Origin of the sequence: Thiothrix nivea DSM 5205 (assembly GCF_000260135.1) — a bacterium.
Taxonomy (GTDB): domain Bacteria; phylum Pseudomonadota; class Gammaproteobacteria; order Thiotrichales; family Thiotrichaceae; genus Thiothrix; species Thiothrix nivea.
Genome location: NZ_JH651384.1, coordinates 3,783,648 through 3,800,253 on the forward strand (window position 1 = coordinate 3,783,648; position 16,606 = coordinate 3,800,253).

At 56.6% G+C, this 16,606-nt stretch carries 14 protein-coding genes; 3 read left to right on the forward strand and 11 right to left on the reverse strand.

The genetic code is table 11. From position 1 onward, the window contains the following. Nucleotides 1-67: 67 nt before the first annotated feature. Nucleotides 68-754 (reverse strand): phosphate regulon transcriptional regulator PhoB, encoded by a 687-nt coding sequence (gene phoB / locus THINI_RS18850; protein WP_002710115.1) that lies wholly within the window; start codon nucleotides 752-754, stop codon nucleotides 68-70. 204 nt (nucleotides 755-958) lie between these two features. On the opposite strand from phoB, the gene THINI_RS23765 reads away from it, so the two are divergent. Continuing rightward, nucleotides 959-2,317 (forward strand): Lcl C-terminal domain-containing protein, encoded by a 1,359-nt coding sequence (locus tag THINI_RS23765; RefSeq protein ID WP_002710116.1) that lies wholly within the window; start codon nucleotides 959-961, stop codon nucleotides 2,315-2,317. Between the two features lie 6 nt (nucleotides 2,318-2,323). Here THINI_RS23765 and THINI_RS18860 read toward each other — a convergent pair whose 3' ends face one another. The 8 genes from THINI_RS18860 to THINI_RS18895 form a co-directional block, all read right to left on the reverse strand. Then, nucleotides 2,324-3,013 carry a hypothetical protein gene (locus tag THINI_RS18860; RefSeq protein ID WP_002710117.1) on the reverse strand — a complete coding sequence of 230 codons (690 nt, stop codon included), beginning with the start codon at nucleotides 3,011-3,013 and terminating at the stop codon, nucleotides 2,324-2,326. Nucleotide 3,014: 1 nt separating this feature from the next. Then, nucleotides 3,015-3,461 carry a hypothetical protein gene (locus THINI_RS18865; protein ID WP_002710118.1) on the reverse strand — a complete coding sequence of 149 codons (447 nt, stop codon included), beginning with the start codon at nucleotides 3,459-3,461 and terminating at the stop codon, nucleotides 3,015-3,017. Nucleotides 3,462-3,499: 38 nt separating this feature from the next. Continuing rightward, entirely contained in the window at nucleotides 3,500-8,914 is a 5,415-nt protein-coding gene (locus THINI_RS18870; RefSeq protein ID WP_002710119.1) for a DUF7379 domain-containing protein, read from the reverse strand. A gap of 91 nt (nucleotides 8,915-9,005) precedes the next feature. After that, complete coding sequence (locus tag THINI_RS24560) at nucleotides 9,006-9,806, reverse strand: formylglycine-generating enzyme family protein (RefSeq protein ID WP_002710120.1); 801 nt, start codon at nucleotides 9,804-9,806, stop codon at nucleotides 9,006-9,008. 110 nt (nucleotides 9,807-9,916) lie between these two features. Then, nucleotides 9,917-11,542, reverse strand: coding sequence for an IS66 family transposase (tnpC, locus tag THINI_RS18880; protein WP_002707094.1), 1,626 nt, complete (start codon nucleotides 11,540-11,542; stop codon nucleotides 9,917-9,919). A gap of 35 nt (nucleotides 11,543-11,577) precedes the next feature. Further along, complete coding sequence (gene tnpB, locus THINI_RS25815) at nucleotides 11,578-11,946, reverse strand: IS66 family insertion sequence element accessory protein TnpB (RefSeq protein WP_002706841.1); 369 nt, start codon at nucleotides 11,944-11,946, stop codon at nucleotides 11,578-11,580. After that, nucleotides 11,946-12,293 (reverse strand): IS66 family insertion sequence element accessory protein TnpA, encoded by a 348-nt coding sequence (tnpA, locus tag THINI_RS25820; RefSeq protein ID WP_002706643.1) that lies wholly within the window; start codon nucleotides 12,291-12,293, stop codon nucleotides 11,946-11,948. Before tnpA ends, tnpB begins: the two co-directional genes overlap by 1 nt. 84 nt (nucleotides 12,294-12,377) lie before the next feature. Next, nucleotides 12,378-14,315, reverse strand: a complete 1,938-nt coding sequence (locus THINI_RS18895) for a TIR domain-containing protein (RefSeq protein ID WP_002710121.1) — start codon at nucleotides 14,313-14,315, stop codon at nucleotides 12,378-12,380. 135 nt (nucleotides 14,316-14,450) lie between these two features. Here THINI_RS18895 and THINI_RS18900 point away from each other — a divergent pair, with 135 nt between their 5' ends. Together THINI_RS18900 and vapC are read left to right on the forward strand one after the other, a co-directional pair. After that, nucleotides 14,451-14,654 carry a type II toxin-antitoxin system VapB family antitoxin gene (locus THINI_RS18900; RefSeq protein WP_002710122.1) on the forward strand — a complete coding sequence of 68 codons (204 nt, stop codon included), beginning with the start codon at nucleotides 14,451-14,453 and terminating at the stop codon, nucleotides 14,652-14,654. Beyond that, the gene (gene vapC, locus THINI_RS18905) at nucleotides 14,651-15,052 is read left to right on the forward strand and encodes a type II toxin-antitoxin system VapC family toxin (protein WP_002710123.1); all 402 of its coding nucleotides are present in this window, start codon (nucleotides 14,651-14,653) and stop codon (nucleotides 15,050-15,052) included. The genes THINI_RS18900 and vapC overlap by 4 nt, the downstream gene beginning before the upstream one ends. 155 nt (nucleotides 15,053-15,207) lie before the next feature. On the opposite strand, the gene THINI_RS18910 is transcribed toward vapC, so the two are convergent. Further along, nucleotides 15,208-16,251: an IS701 family transposase gene (locus THINI_RS18910; RefSeq protein WP_081485941.1), complete on the reverse strand. Its 1,044-nt coding sequence runs from the start codon at nucleotides 16,249-16,251 to the stop codon at nucleotides 15,208-15,210. A 27-nt stretch (nucleotides 16,252-16,278) separates the two neighbouring features. Further along, the gene (locus THINI_RS18915; protein WP_050988089.1) at nucleotides 16,279-16,605 is read right to left on the reverse strand and encodes a type II toxin-antitoxin system VapC family toxin; all 327 of its coding nucleotides are present in this window, start codon (nucleotides 16,603-16,605) and stop codon (nucleotides 16,279-16,281) included. Nucleotide 16,606: the final 1 nt, after the last annotated feature.

Genomic DNA, 16,606 nt, shown 5'->3' on the forward strand with positions numbered 1-16,606 from the left:
TAAATGCTGCAAGCCAGTGACGCTTTTGTGACGGTTGTGTTTAGGGCGGGCAGCTTGTTGCCATAGGTCAAGGGTTGGGTGAAAAGCGGTAGCCAGCCCCCCGGACGGTCTGGATGTAATGGTCAAGCCCATGTGGTGCCAACGATTTGCGCAAACGCAGGATGTGCACATCCACCGTGCGTTCTTCCACGTAAACATTGCGCCCCCAGGCATTGTTGAGTAATTGCTCGCGGCTGTATACGCGGTCGGGGTGTTGCATGAAAAACTTTAGCAGGCGGTATTCAGTCGGGCCAAATTCCAGTTCTTCGCCCCGGGCGGTGACGCGGTGGCTGCGCGAGTCCAGTATCAACTCCTCAAACTCCAGCACGTCGGTGGGCTGGGCATTCTGGGTGCGGCGCAATACGGCCTGAATCCGCGCCACCAGTTCAGCAGGGGAGAAAGGTTTGCTGATGAAATCGTCTATTCCGGCGCGAAACCCATTGATTTTATCAGTTTCTTCCGTGCGGGCGGTCAGCATGATGATGGGGATATCTTGCGTATTGCAGTCACGTTGTAAACGCCGTACCAGCTCAAGGCCATTGATGCCGGGCAGCATCCAGTCCATTAGGATCAGCTGGGGGCGCTGGCGGTCGATTTCAGCATACGCCTGTTCGGCATCGGCGGCTTCGGCCAGCTCGTAACCGGCGCGCCCCAGTGCAAAACCCACCATGCTACGGATGGGTTGTTCATCTTCTACGATCAGGATGGTGCTCATGTTAAACCTATGTGAATGCCATTCTCGACAGGCATTAAAGCGTAGGAGTGTGTCAGTTCCATGACAGCGTTAATAAAAAAGCCTGACAGCAGGTTGATTGATGGCAGGTGGTAGGATGTAGTTTGTCGCGGTGATGTAACCCAACTTTTTGGGTTATTCTTGGTCTAATGATAGGACGTAGGTAAAACGGGCGGATGGGGTGTTGTGAGAGAGAAAGCTAAATGTGTTGGGTTATTCATTTCAGTGATTTTGCTCGGGTCTTCCTGTGTGCCCGGTGAGTATGTGCCGGAGCTAAAAGTAGTGCAATTAACAGCCCCTCCTGCTGGTTTGATGATTCCTGAGGGGCAAACTGTACAGGCTGGCCCTGTTGGTAAATTGAATGATACCGGCATTACTTTGTGTGCGGACGACGCTGTGCAGGGCAGCTATAACCATGATGTGCATTGTTCTTTGTTGACGGATATGGAGGGTGATCCTGTTCCTCCGGGACAGGATGCCCTATCGGGACGTGATACGGTTTTTAATGACGACAGCGACGGTCATGCAGGCTTTAGTTTTACTAAATTGGGTGTCAATGGGCTGGCTTTGTCGATACAAGACCAAACATGGGATGATAATGGTTCAGAACGCTTGGGCAGCCGTTGGTCATGTGTCAAAGACAATGTAACGGGCTTGGTTTGGGAAATAACACAAAGCGCTGACAATACCTATCTTTCGTCGCAACTGAGTGAGCGTGTGCAGAAGGCCAATCATGCAGGTTGGTGTGGGGCAATGGACTGGCGTCTTCCAACCATGCAGGAGCTGCGCTCCATCATGGATTTTTCCCATCGGGATCCTGCCATTGATACAAGCTATTTTCCAGAGACTAACGGGGAATATTGGTCTGCCATGCCGGAAAAACAGGATGATGACGGCCTGGTTATCAAGGGCAGTGGAAGTGTCAATTTCCGGGAAGGCAATAGTGGAAAAGAATCCTCTGATACTATTTCCCTAAAGTCGGTACGTTTGGTGTATGGCCCGTTTCTGGGGGCGGGGGCAGGCCTGGATACGTTGGCCGGGGTTCAGTGTACGAATGAAAACATAACGCCCACGACACCTGCCCATCATTTTATTTTCCGTCCCGATGGCACCGTTGCACATACACCTTCCGGTTTGATGTGGAAGCGTTGCCTGGAAGGGCAGGTGTTTACCGATAACGACACGCCAGATGACCCCCAGGATGACCAGTGCATGGGTTATGCAACCGACAATATGCCTTGGGCAGTGGCTTTGAACCATGTTCAAACCCTGGATGCACAAGGTGGTTTTGCCGGTTATGCAGATTGGCGTATCCCCAATATCAAAGAACTGGAAAGCATCGTGGAATTTTGTCGGTCTGACCCGGCATTCAATACGGCAGTCTTCCCCGATTCCGCGTATTCTTTGTGGAGTAGCTCACCCGTCATGAACGATGCGGAACCTTACTGGGTTTGGGTACTCCATTTCCGGTTTGGTGTTGTCACCCAAGCGCTTCAGGGCGATATTAACAACAAGGCCATCCGTTTGGTGCGTACCATGGAGTGATGGGGCTCAGAGTATCCCCATGAAAAAAGCAAACCATTTGTTGATCAGTAAATCCTGCCCCTTGGCATTGATATGGCCATCCCCCTGGATAAGATGGCTTTCATCAAGATATAGAGGTTGCGAGAAAGCGATTTTTATGTTTCCCTTAAACTCAGGGGAGACGGTCAGCATTTCTTGGCTTTTCATGACATTAAAGCCTTTGTCATTAGGGTAAAGCCTGTCTTGCACGGGTATCAGCCAATAACCACCGTGAGCTAATAAGACTTGGGTGGCAGCTGCTTTTTCTTTGACCAAACGAAAAATATTTTGCAGGGCGTTAAAGTAATTCGATGTGCTGGTTCTGGATATGACGTCGCTTTCCCCGTGCTGGAAAATGATGTATTGATATTCCCCTGCTGTCAGTGTTGCCTCCAGTGTTCGCCGTGGGTAAAAGCTTTTGCCGTTGTGTTCAATGGAAAAGCCTGGATCTAGCCAGTCAGCAACATGGGTTGAACCAACTGCAATCGACTTGATAAAAACATCCTTGCCTGCTGCCTGTAAGCGGTTGGTGAGCCCAACCCACAAATTGCCTTGGTAAGTTAGCCCTGAAGAAGCTTCCGAGGTGTCACACTTACCGGGATAGCGCAAACTGTCGACCCGTTCCAGATGGTTGGCGGCATTGGACTGACCCAATACAAGAATACGGGTGGTGGCCATATCAGGCTTTCCTTACTACGGCGGCAAAATTGGCGTGAAAGGAGTCTTGGTTTACAGGCGCGCCGTTATTCTTGTGGGTTGTCAGGTAGCGGAATGAAATTTTTGCGCCTTGTGCCAAGGTTTCAGATAGCACGGTAATGTTCACCGGTTTACGCATTTGGGAGCGGTCAGTAACGTAGTTGTGAATGTGCTGGCCTTCATAAATGGGGACGCCATCAATCAGGATTTGCAGCAAGACAGCCCCAAACCAGTCCTTCCCCAGGTTGTAATAAGTTTCGTCACTGCCAGCCAGAATATGGGCGCTGATGTCATAGTCACCGGTTTCATGGATGGTAATTTCGTGGCCTTCAATAGAGGTGTAGGGATGGTTGGCCTGGATGTATAAGTCAATATTACGCCAAGTTTGGCCATTCCCGACTTCTGAAAGCGTTGAAATAAATTTACTCATGGGTCAGTTACTCTGGTTGGGGGAAATGTGAATATTGTTCAAACTACCAACTTTTCCGCAATCTCCAGTAAAGCCATCACCACCGGCTCCAGTTGGGGTTTATCCTGTTTACGTTCTTCCAGCATTACTTGCAGGAAAGCAAGGTGCTCGGAAACAAACCGCATCTGCCGTGGCGCAGCCCCGCGCCCGACCGCTAGTTCGTAATCCCCCACCACCCGTTGCACCTGACTGGTTTCATTCAGGCGCGCGCCGAGGATGTAATGCACTAGCCCGCATTCCGCCCGCGTGATGCCGGAGCAAAAACTGGGTGCGGTCTTGTCGACCTGGTCAGCACACTGCCGTGCCTGATCCAGCCAGTATTTCAGCTCCTGCCGATCCAGCTGTTCCACCTCACCACGCAGGTAGCGCACCACTTTGCAGGTCAGCCAATTGATCAGCGGATAGCCTGCCACCGTATGCGTCTGCTGCATGGCGAAATCGTGCGCCCGCTTGTAGGCAAGCTCCATCGAGCGCAAGGATTTGGCGCGCTCATCGCCGCTGGCCATCATCGCCCGGCGCTTCCAGTATTTGCCCACTTCTTCAAAGCGTTGCAGGCTGTTGCCCAAACCATCCAGTAACTGGAGGATCGTCCAAGCCTGATCCATCAGCCCCGCAGGCGATTCCGCCACCCGTTTGGGCGGCGGCTCCAGCTTGCCCTGTGACCAGCCCAGCGCCCAAGCCGTCAGCAGACTGGCCTTGTCTTCCAGCAGCAGCACCGGGTAATCGGCCTGTGGGGAATCCTGCGCCGCCGTGTAGGCTTCAATCGCTTGCGGGAACATGTCCAGCTTGCCGTAAGCACGCCCCAATGCAGACTGGATTTCCGCGTGTGCCAACCATTCGGCGGGGATTGCCCGCTGAAGTTGTTGTAAGCGTTCTTGCAACCACTGGGTATCGCCAGCTTGGGCGGTATCCGCCATATTGACCAGATTCTGCAATTCGGCGACGACTTCCACTTCCGCCACGAACCGCCAGGCATCCGTATCCTTGCCGTCGCTGGCGCAGCCCGGTTGGCGGCTCAACAGCTTGTAATCCGGGTCGCCATAGCATTGGTACGCACCCCAGGTATTGCAGTTCGGGTATTGCCGCCAGGTTTCCAGCCGCGCCATCAGCAATGCTTGGCCGAAGGTATAGCCCTGTAACAGCGCGTTGTAGCATTGTTCGGCGAACACCTTGGCAGCATCATCGTTGATGGCCCAGCCCGCCGCTATGACAGCCCGCACACCCATGCGGATCAGTTCCTGCGCCAGGCTCGCGGCCAGTTTGCTGCGGTCGGCGCGCACGGCATTCTGGATGTCGGCTTCCATGAAATCCATCTGCGCCAGGTGGCAACAGTTGATGAAAGCCAGTTCCGGCACCTTGCGCATCTGGCCGATTTCCACCGGGGTGAGGAAAATGCCGTTGCCCAGCACCATGCCGCTGACTTCCAGCTCGCTATCCTTGTCCGGCCTGTAGCGGTACACGCCATGCCCGGCCAAGTGCAGCACGCGGTAATCGCCGGTGTGCAGCGCCTTGAGGATGGATTGCGAATCAGTGCCGATTTCACGCGTTACCTTGGTGAAACCACCCGCTTCCAGCAGTTTGGAGACGGTTTCTGCCTCCTGTTTGGCCGCAGGCAGGCGCACGAATTCGCCACCAACCGGCGGGTCACCAACTACCAACGCAGCACGTTCCACCGGGTTGACCACTTTGGGGCGGAATTGCCCGACCTGCAATTGGCGCACCATGCCAAAGCGTACCGACAACGGCTGCGACTCGTTGTCAAGACGATTGTAGAGCAATTCCCATGGGTAAGCGGAGGCCGCCCCATCCAGCACCAGCACCAGGTTTTCAGCATTCGGCGCTTGCTCTTTCATCGCGGCTGGCAACAGCAGCTCGAACAGGATTTTACCGGTTTCCGGGTCGTCGGCACTGGTGGTAATGGCCTTGTCGATGAACTGGTCGACCAGTTTGCGCTGGGTAGCCTGCAACACCAGTTCGGCGCGCGCCTTGTCGGTCAGGGTGGTGTATTTCAGGCCGCTGTCGTTGGCTTCCACCTGGATGCGCCGCCACCAGCCGGGCGGGTCGTTATACATCACCCGGCGGCGTTTGCCCGGCAGGCATTGCATCAGGCTCTTGACGGTGAATTCGCTGCGGAACTCGGGAAGTTGTACGAAATCCTGCACCAGCCGCGCCGCTTCCACCGCACGGTCTTCATACAGCTCAACGAATTCCACCACTTGTAGGCGCAGGCGGATACCACGTTCGCTCTTATTCAGTGCCTGATTGGCCTGCACGATGGCACGCAAAATGGCGGTGATGGAATCGGCCAGCGTCACGCTGCCACCGCCAACCGTGCCGATCAGCAGGCTGGCAACATGCACCGGGAAGCAATCCCCATCCATTTGCTCATCACCGGGTGGATTGCGTTCCAGTTCCTCGCGGATATTCAGCGCGTAATCCATCATCGCGCGGATGAAACTGGCGGTCAGCACCCCACTGGTGAGTTTGCCAACTTCACCCAGCCCCACGATCACCGCGCCACCGGGTTTTTTGCCGGGATTGAGGAACACATGCGACGTACCCGGCAGCCCGGGATACAACCCCATGCGCTGCAACTCGCTCATGCGCCCGCCCAGCCGCTTGTCGAGCACGGATTCGGCGCTGAGGATGGAATCGCCTTCGTAGTGCCCGACCACTACCGGGTGGTTAACGTATTCCAGGTTGCCGTGGATGACCCGTACTTCCACCAGTGGGCGCACTTCCTCCTCAGTCAGGCTGGTGTGGTAGCCGAGCGCGGCGGCCAGCAGCTCCTGCTCATCCGGGAACAACTGGTTGCGAATGATGGGCAACCACTGGTCAGAGGCTTGCCCGATTTGCGGTGGCTGCTGTTCCAGTTGTCGGGAAACGCCGTCGTCGAGCAGGTATTGCAGGGTCTGGAAATATTCGGCGTGGCTGGCCATGCGCCCGTGTTCCACCGGCATGAACCAGGTGGGCAATTTGGCGTCCAGAGCCGACCACAGGGTGACGCCATCGCCCGCGCCAGTGGCGTGGAAACGCCATTCCCCTTGCCGTTCCAGCAGCTCGTCGGGCGTGAGGGCGGATTTGCCGTAGATATAAATCAGGCGTTGCGCGTCCAGTTCCACCTGTTGCAATTGTTCGCGCACCCGCAAGGCATCGGCCAGCAGACTACGTGCAGGCCAGGTGTGGAAGGCGTCGCCCAACAGTTGCTGCCAGCGTTCTTCATGCAGCCACGCGGCAGGCAACAGTTCCAGCACGCCGGGGTAGCGGGCGAACTGATCCGCCAGCCGCTTGCTTTCATCTGCATCCAGCCTGCCATCGAGCATGTTCAGCAGCCCCAGCAGGCGGTGCTGACCGGAAAGGATTTGTACGGCGGTATACGTGCCTTTCAGCGGCGTACCCAGCATGACGATGCGGCAATCAGCTTCCTCGCGCAGGCGTTTCCACACCCCCGGCGTTTCACTCATCATGGCGATGGCGACCAGACCGCCGCTGGAATGCGCCAGTAGCCGCAGCACCAGCTTGTTGCCTGCTTCCTTGGCGTTATCCAGTTCGCGTTCCAGCGCTTCGCCGAGGCGGCGGCCTGCGTCGGTGAAGGAACGTCGCCAGTCGTAGGCGAATTCCACCAACCGGTGGTTGTCGTCGAGCCTGTCCAGCAGCGGGCGGTAGGGCGCGTCCAGCACGCCTTCCGGCTTGATTCCGGCGCTGTCGATTTGCAGGCGGGTAAAATCGCCCCAGTTCAGCGCCGAAAAGTCCAGCCATACCGGTGTACCGTTCACCAGCAGGCGCGAACTCATGAAGCCGGGCAGGAAATAGATGGTGCTGGCTTTCGTTTTGCTCTTGCCGGTTGCGCTAGGCGCGGCACGGGCAGTCAGCGGGCGTAGCGGCGCGCCTCCGGTTCCCCCTGCATTCGGCAACGGCAACAAACGCAGGTCAGTATCGGGATGCTGCAAGGCATTGAGCAAACGTTCGCGGATTTCAGGCTTGCGGAAATAGCCGAAGTGGCTGCTGTCATCGCCCTGGTCGAGGTAAAAACGCATCCCCTGCAAACGCCGCGCGCCGCCGTACATCCCGGCGGTATTGACCACGAAATCGTTGTCTTCGCCGAAGAAACGCTGCGTCACCCATTCCTTGAAACTGCCCAGCAGGCTGGAGGCTTTCATGTCCCCGGCGATGATGGTGATGTCGGAATCGAGTTGCACATTGGGGCGGTTGAGCAGCCGGATCAGCGGGGAACCCGGCATCATTGCCTCGATCCCCGGCAGTTCCTGCGGGTCGGTGCGTTTGTGGGCGACCGCCATCACCACCATGCGCACGAATTCCGCCTGCTCCTGAAAACGCGGTGAGGGGATGAAACGCAGCACGTTGAACACCAGCGACAGGTTGTCTTCCAGCCGCTCCGATGCCAGCACCGTGCCGCGCCCTGGGCAGGCCACGCGCACGAAACGTTCCACGCGGATTTGCTTGTCGCGCAGCAGCTCCTCGATTTCCTGCAAGCCTTTCAGGTCAGATGCCCGGTTGGCGGCTTCAAACGCGGTCAGTTCGTCACGGGCAAACACATCCTCGCTGTCCAGGAACTTGTCGCCGGAATCGCGGGTGCGGCGTTTCAACACGCCCTGGCACAGCAGCTCGCCGACCAGCCCGCCGCGTGAATGGCTGATGACGTGCAAGCGGGTATGCGGCGGTAACAGGCGCAGCACTTGCAGGGCATTCTGCACCGGGCTGACGGTCAGGGTGTGGTGTTCCAGCGCGAACACTTGCTGGCCGTAGGGCGCGAACAGGCGTTGCAGCCACGCGGGCGCGTTGTAGCCTTGGCGTGATTCCCACAGGTCGCCGAAACTGCCGTTGGTGCTGGAAAAGGTGCCGTGCAGGAACAACAGCACCGGCTTGCCGGTGTCGATGTCGCCTGCTTCCTTGACGGCTTGCAGCTCCAGCGTGTCGGGGTTGGCGCAACGGTAGACGCCGGGTTTGGCAATCTGGTGGGTTTCCAGTTTGTCGATCAGATCGCTGGTGATGGCGTTGCTGGCGTCAGCTACCGAACTAGCTGCCGGGTTGACTTGCAGTACGCGCAGGAATTTCAGCACCAGGCTGAGTGCGCCGCGCTTCGCGCCAACGTCGAAGCTGGCGGGGGTGATCATGGGTTCGGCAAAGGCTGTGAGGTCGCGGGAGGCTTGTTGCCCCGCTTGCGCGCGCAGGTCGCCCGCCCGCACCCAGCGTTTGAAGCCGCCCTCGAATTCGAGTTCCACCAGGGTGTCGTCCGCCACATTTTGTAATTCGACGGCAGCGCCGCCGCTGCGGACGGTTTCGACCGCCACTTCCTGCTGGCAGGTGACGTTAAACAGGTCGGCGTAAGCTTTGCCGGTCTGGAGCGGAAGGTTTTGCCCGGTTAACTTTCCGCTGATCTTGATGGGTTGCATGGGTTCCCCGCGTTGTTTTTGGCCTGACTAATGTTTAGTACAAAAAGGGGGGTTGGGCAATGGGTGGGATCGAGAGGAGATTCAAAGATTTTCAAATGTCTTCAACCACACGAAAACCGATGCTACTCATCCTGCTTGTAGAGTACTGTATCCACATAAAGAAATTGGTTCTTGCCCAGCCCGCATGTTCACTCCACATGCCTCCACGATACATAAAAATACATCCTTCTATGCCATATAGATTTTCATTATTATTAAAACGATTCCGTACATCTTGACACCATTCAGCAACATTGCCTGCAACATCAAGCAAGCCATACGGTGACGCACTTTGAGGATAAATCCCCACAGCAGATGTTTCGCCTAAACTAAAAGCACCTGTGTTGTTTCCTTCCCAAGACTCATCGATATTAGCATATCCTGTTTTATACTCATTTCCCCATGGATATTTTCTACCATCCCCTCCTCTAGCAGCTTTTTCCCATTCATAGCCAGTTGGCAGCCTAAAATTTCGCCGAGTTTTAGCGGATAACCAGCGGCAAAAAGCAACTGCATCGAGCCAATTTACATTCTCTACAGGACGATTACCCTCAAACCACCGTTGAGTTCTTGTTTCATTATTTTTGTATAAGCCTTCCCACCATTTATCCTCATCATAACCCCCATCATTTACAAAAGCCTGAAACTGTAGATTTGTAATTGGATAGCGGCTAATTTTATAGGCAGCAAGCTGTATGATATTTTCTTCAAGTTCTACAGGTGGATATGTTTCAGACGCCCCCTTTGTTCCTGAAATAAACTCACCTTCAGGAATTTCTATTGAATCAATATCAGGCAAGCCATTGGTATCCAGCCCAATACCGGGGCGTTTGTCCCAGTCCAGCCATGCCAAGGCCGTGCTGATGGCATGACGCTCATGCGGACTGGGGTAGTTTTCAATATCGGTAATGGCAGCTTGCCACTGATTGCGGAAAGCAGTAAAGTAAGCGCCGTTAAATCGCCCTACTTGCCCTTGTCAAAAAAAGGGACTTTTTTCGCACATTTCTCCAGCGGCACATTCCATGGCAGGAGGGCCTCCCATTTTTCCAGGGTGTCGGCCTGGGCGATATGCTCCAGCAGATAGCGGATATAGGCATACGGTTCGAGGCCGTTGGCCTTGGCGGTTTCAATCAGGGAATAACAGGCGGCGCTGGCGCGCGCGCCATGCGGGGTGTCGGCAAACAGCCAGGCTTTGCGGCCCACGGCAAAGGGACGGATGGCGTTCTCCGCCAGCACATTGCTGATATGCAGGTCGCCGCGTTGGCAGTAGCCACTCAGGTATTCCCACTGGTTGAGGCAGTATTCCATCGCCTTGCGGGTGAGGCCGCCTTTCATCACCTTGCCGACCTGCGTTTCCAGCCAGGTTTTCAGTTCGTTGAGCAGGGGCACGCTCAACTGCTGGCGCAGGCGGTATTTCTCCGCCGTGTCCAGACCCTTGATGTTGTCCTCGATGCGGTAGAGCCTGCGGATCATGCCCAGGGCAATATCCGCCAGGGTGGGTTTGCCACGGGCCTGTTTGCCGCCCGCCGCCTTGACGGCCTCCACGAACTTGCGGCGGGCATGGTCCCAGCAGCCAATGCGGGTGATGGCGTTGTTGCGGCACACGGCGGCGTAACCGGAATAGCCGTCGGCCTGGAAAATGCCGTGGAAGTCCATCAGTAGGCGTTCGGGGACGCTCCCCGCCCGGCTGGGGTCGTATTCAAACAAGACCGCCACCTGGTTCGGCGGGCCGCCCCGCACCACCCACATCCATTTGTCGGCCTGGGCGGTTTTGCCGTCCTCCTTCAGCACCTGGATGCGGGTTTCATCGCCTTGCAGGTAAGCGCCGCTGTTCTGGGTTTCGCGCAGCAGGTTGAGCAGGGGTTTGAAGCTGTCCTCCAGACGGATGATCCAGTGGGCCATGCTGCTGCGGCTGAGTTCCGCGCCGTGGCGTTTGAAAATGCCCTCCAGGCGGTACAGGGGCAGGCCATCGGCGTATTTGGCGATGATGACCTGCGTCAGCAGGTTGAGGCTGGCATGGCATTTGCCCAACGGATGGGGCGGACGGGCGGCGGCGACCAGCGTTGGCCCGCCATCTGCCGTTGCCGGGGCGGGATCCTGGCTGGCCCCGGCGGCAAACACGGCTTTTTCCTGCCAGTATTCCAGCACCACCAGTTGCGCCGGGATGTAGTCCAGCTCTTCCTTGACCTTGGTGAAAAACGTGCGGGTCGCCCCGGCTTTTTCCGCATCACCCAACAACAGCTCCACCCGTTGGCGCTTCAGCCCGGGCGGGAAGCCGCGCTGGCGTTGGCTGGGGCGGGGCCTGGCGGGTTCCGCCTCCGGCAGTCGTCCGGCGATGTCCTCCAGCGCGGTTGCCAACTCGGCTTCATCAAACAGGTCAATCTGGAAGGGGAGCTTTTCAGACTGGGCGCTAAACCGCTGTATTTTGGCCAGGCGCAGCATTTCTTCCAGGAGCTGGATATGGTGGTCACGCTGTTTCAGGACGGCGGCAAATTCCGCCTCTTGCTGCGCCAGCAACTGGCGCAGGCGGGCAGCGTCCAGGTCGCTATGGGATGTGGTTTTGGGGGCTGGCGGCGGTGCTAAATCCATGGGTTAAATGATAACAAAATCATCAGGATAAGTCGCTAAAACAGCGCCCCGTAGCACAACTTTTTATGCCCTTTGAGCAGGCTGATGTCATAACCGTCCAGCAGCCAGTTGATCTGCTGGGCCGTCAGCGCCATCACCCCGCCATCCCCCGTTTGCGGCCAATGGAACTTCTCTTCCGCCAGGGCTTTGTAATACAGCACAAAGCCATTGTCTTCCCAATACAGGCATTTGATTTTCGTGCGCTGGCGGTTGGTGAAGGCGTACAGCGCCCCGGCAAACGGGTCGTGGCCCAATTCCTGCGCCACGATCGCCGCCAGCCCCTGGGCGGCCTTGCGGAAATCAATGGGCGGGCGGTAAAGGTAAATGTCCGGCATCTCCCCGGCGGGGCGGAAATAACGGGCCATTACAACTGCCCCAGCAACCGGCGCAGCAAGGCCACATTGCCGGGGTGGATATTCCTGATCACCAGGCCATTCGGCAGGGACAGCTCCAGGCCATCGCCCGTCCGGGCGTCTGTCCCCGGCTGCGCCGGGCGGACAGTCACGAAACCGGAAGGCTCTGGCAATACCGGGCGTTTGCCATCCCCGGGCGGCTTGCCCGCCGTACCGCATAATTTGCGCCGCCAGTAGACAAAGCCGTGGTAACTCAACTGTTCCTGTTCACAATACTGGACTCCGGAAAGGCCGGAGGACTGGAAGCGTTGGAGCTGGGCTTGCCAGTACGCCAGACGCCCATCTTGACCTGGATTCATCGTGTTCTCCCATGCAATCTGTTGCTGATGGGCTGAGTGTCCGGGATTACGTGGGGCGCTGAAAGGAGGGGGATTTAGAAGCGCTTACGCAGTAAACAGCGTTTGATCCAGCAAACCCTGTTCGCGGGCGATTTCCGCCGCCAGTTTGGGGTTGCCCGCCGCCAGCCATTGCAGGAAAGGTTTCGGGTCGGCCTCATATTCGGCGGCGAGTTTGGCGGCTTCCTCCCAACCGTTTGGCTGCCACCAGCGGTCGGCAAGCCACAAGTCGCTGGCTTGCAACCCGGCGTCGCGCCGTTCCCCGAAGCTTTGCGCGGTGAAAAACTCCTGTAGCAACTGGTGGGAAAAGCGCACGCTGTCGCGGGTCAGTTCCAGCAGGCTGGCGGCGGCAGCAAATTCCAGCCGCGCCAGTGGCATGGTTTGTTCCGCATCAGTGCGAGGCAAGGTGGTGCGGGCTTCTTCCAGTGAACCGGTGCGGCTTTGCAACTGCCAGGCAAGCTGTTTGAGTTCCGCCTGTAACTCGGCCTGATGCGCCTTGGGGTAGTGGTTTTCCGGTTTGGCCTGCACTTCCCGGTAAATCAGGTCTTCGACGAATTCGCTGAACAGTGCGATACGGCTTTGCGGCAGTTGCTGCTGTTCGCTGTAGATCACCACCATCTGAGTCAGCAGGTAGGGGTTCGCCGCCAGTTTCATCAGGCTACGCGGGTCGTTCAGGTATTGCTGCCTGTCGCCATCCCACCAGTATTTATTGTCGCCGGTTTGCCATTCCTGCGGGATTTCGGCCAGCGTCCAGAATTCTTCCCAATGCTGTTGGTGACCACGTTTGATCCAGTCCTGCCAGATGGAACGCATTTCCTCCCCGCCAGCCAGTCGCCAGAACAGGCTTTCCGCCATCTGATGTGCTGTTTCATCTTCGGCAAAGTAGTTGTGCAGGAAATCGTGGATGCGCGGCGGATCAAGCGGCTCGATCGTCAGTCGGTCAAGTTCCTGTTCCAGCGGCCCGCGATAATCGCGCAGGCGGCAGGTCAGCAACACCTGTTCAGTCGGGTAACACTCCAGCCAGCGGCGAACTTGCGGCAGCTTTTCCTCACGCTGGTCGAACGGGATTTCGTTGAGGGCGTCGAACAGCGGCAGCAGGCGTTTGGCCTGCAACAGGGCGTCAAACTGACCAGCCAGACCATCCAACTGTTGCAGCACGAAGTCATGCAGCTCAAGCCCCGGCGCATCCCAGCGATTGAGCGGGATCACCACCGGCAGGATTTGCCCCGGCTGCGCCTGCGCCTTGAGCGCATAATCGGCGGCAATGCGCCACAGGGAAAAGGTTTTGCCCGCACCCGGTTCACCCAGCAGCACCAGCCGTTTGTGTTCGTGGAAGGCGGCAATGACATCATCATGCTCAATGCCCTCGCCCGCCAATTCGGCAGGTTCGGCATACTCGGTGCGTTTGCGGTGACGCAGGCGTGGCGACATGCAGGCAGCGGCAACCCGTTTATGCTCTTTGCGAAATTGCCCTGCCAGCGGGGCGTAAACCTTGCCCGCGAAACGCAGGGCGCGTTCTTCATTGTCGCGCAGCAAAGCTTCCAGATAAGCAGCTTCAGCCTTGCGAATTTCATCAGCAGCATTGCCAGGCAAACGTTTACGGATTTGTGCAAGCACACGCCGCCATTCACTTTCCTTATGCTCTCCGTACAGTTTCGCTGCCTGCAAATCCTTGATCTGAAATGGCAGATTACCTGCATCCGCCAGTACAGGAATGATCAGGACTTTCAGTTCACTGGCGGCGATGAACTCCTTTTCCACCCACGGACGGTCATGCGCCGCAGGCGACACTACTGACAGCATCACCTGACACTGTTGCGCGCTATCCGCCAGCGTATGAATCCAGCGATCACCGGGAAGAATATTTTCCTCATCCAGAAATGCCGAAATGTTCTCAGCCTGCAAACGTTGGTGCAGCTCACGCGCCAATGCCTGACCGTTCGCGCCATCGCGGGGGTAGCTGATGAAGACTGGTGGTTGCGACATGATTCCCGGTAAGCCCCTGTAAAACTCCTGATGAATTAATAGCAGAATTTGCGCCGGACGGAAACCATAAACAACACTTGTCCCGTAACCCTGTCCAGCCTAGAATGTGTAATTATTTTCAAATTCATACACATCATGGCCATGCGCACCAACATCGTGATCGACGAAACCCTGATGCAGGACGTTCTCAAGGAAACCGGCATCAAAACCAAGCGGGAAGCGGTTGAGCAGGGCTTGCAGCTGTTGCTGAAACTTGCCCGGCAGGCGCGCATCCGCCAGTTCCGGGGCAAGCTCCAGTGGGAAGGAGACCTGGATGAGATGCGGCAGGACAAGGCATGATCTTTGTCGATTCCAGCGTCTGGATAGACTATTTCAACGGTAAATCCACCCCACAAACCGACTGGCTGGATTATTTGCTGGGAACGCAGCCCATCGCTACCGGGGAGTTGGTGCTGACCGAAGTCCTGCAAGGCTTCAGACTGGACAAGGATTACCGGCAAGCGAAGGAACTGCTGCTGGGGTTGGACTATTTCCCCATGCTCAACCAGCCTCTAGCCCTGAAAAGCGCAGATAATTTTCGCGCCCTGCGCAAACGTGGTATCACGATACGCAAAACCATTGATGTGCTGATCACCACCTTCTGTATCGAAAAGGGTCTGCCCCTGCTGCAATCGGATGGCGATTTCCAGCCCTTCCATGACCATTTCCAGCTCAAGAATGCCCTGCCAAAACATTAAATCAACTACGCAGGGATAAATCAGTCACCCAGCAACTCACACCCCGGTAGTTTCGCCGCCTTCTCATCAAACGTCAGCATCGCGGTACACCCGCTACGCTGGTAACGGCTGGCCATCAGGCAATCAGCAAAGTCGGCATTGCTGTTTTTTAGGACTTACGCATTGACGGCGGCCTGAAATTGTGGGTTGAGGTGCTGCTTGCCTTGCATGAAGCGGCTGACAAAAGCAGCCACAGCATCCGTGTACAAGTCGCGTTGCCATTGGTAGGCGTTGCTGATGATGTCAACAAACTGCATCTGTTGCAGGTGGACATAGCTGCACAAGGCGGCAAAGATATGGTTACGTATCGGGACGTTGCCGCGTACCTGGAATTTCTCGATATGGCAGACCTGCTTGATCATGCGGTGGTATTGCTCAATCTGCCAATGCTGGTCATGCAGGGTCTGGAAATCCGCTTGCTGGAAGGTGTCATAGGCGTCAGCATTCGGGAGGAAAACCACGTAATGGCGCAGTTGGTCTTTTAACTGCGTCCGAAACAGCTTTACCTCGCCAAATTCGCGTAACCAGACCCTCAGCCCGTCAGCAGGGATGTCCAGTTTCTGTACCTGCACCCATGACCCCTTTTCGGTGGATACCCGGCGGTTGCTTTCCACAGCGAACAGGAACCCCATGCGGTGGTTTCTTACCGTTTTGAGGTTGCCCACACAGGAATACCAGCTATCCCCGGTCATGAAGGCGGGTTGCAGCCCCCATGCCAACACGTCCTCCAGCATGTCGAGGAAATAATCATTCTTGGTCTTGCCCTCTGCCTTGTCATACACCCGGTAGTTGACCGGCAGGCTGCGCCCTTGCGGGTCACTGTAATACAACGTGATCAGGTTCAGCCCCTTGACCACCCGGTGGTGCTTGCCTGACCAGAAGTGTCCAACCAGCTCCATATGCTGGCTGTAGGGTTTGTCCAGCGTACTGTCATCCACATTCAATGTCCCGCCCACCAGGTTCAGCAGCCGCGATGCTTCGTTGAACAGGTCTTTTGGCTCATAGGCTTCCCGCAACAGGAAGCGGTTTACACTGTCATGCGAGATGCCCATCACTTCCGACAGGCGGGTGCAGGTGCTTGATTTCGGTTCACTCATCAGAAACCCCATGTACATTGGCAGGGTGCAATTGGCTGTCGGTGGGCGTTTGGGCCTTCTTATCATTGGCTTTTATGTCGCGTGAAAAACTTATTCCTGACACAGACAGGGCTGCTTCGTCAATGCGTAAGTCCTATTTTTGTAGTAATGCAGCGCCTGTTCCAGTGATTCTTCCAGTTCGATCTCGACATCACGGCTTTCCAGCAAAGCCTGAAACACGCCAATGACGGTCGTCTTGTCACGTTTGCCATAGCTGCGCAACACCCATTCGGTTTCGAGGATGGCCAGCAGGCTGATACGCACCGGTTCACCCTCCGCAACGGCTTGCTGGATACGCTGGCGGGCAATGGCGGCCTGCCGAGGGTCGTCGTTTAGCAGATAACGCACCAGTACGTTGGTGTCGAGGCCACAGACCATG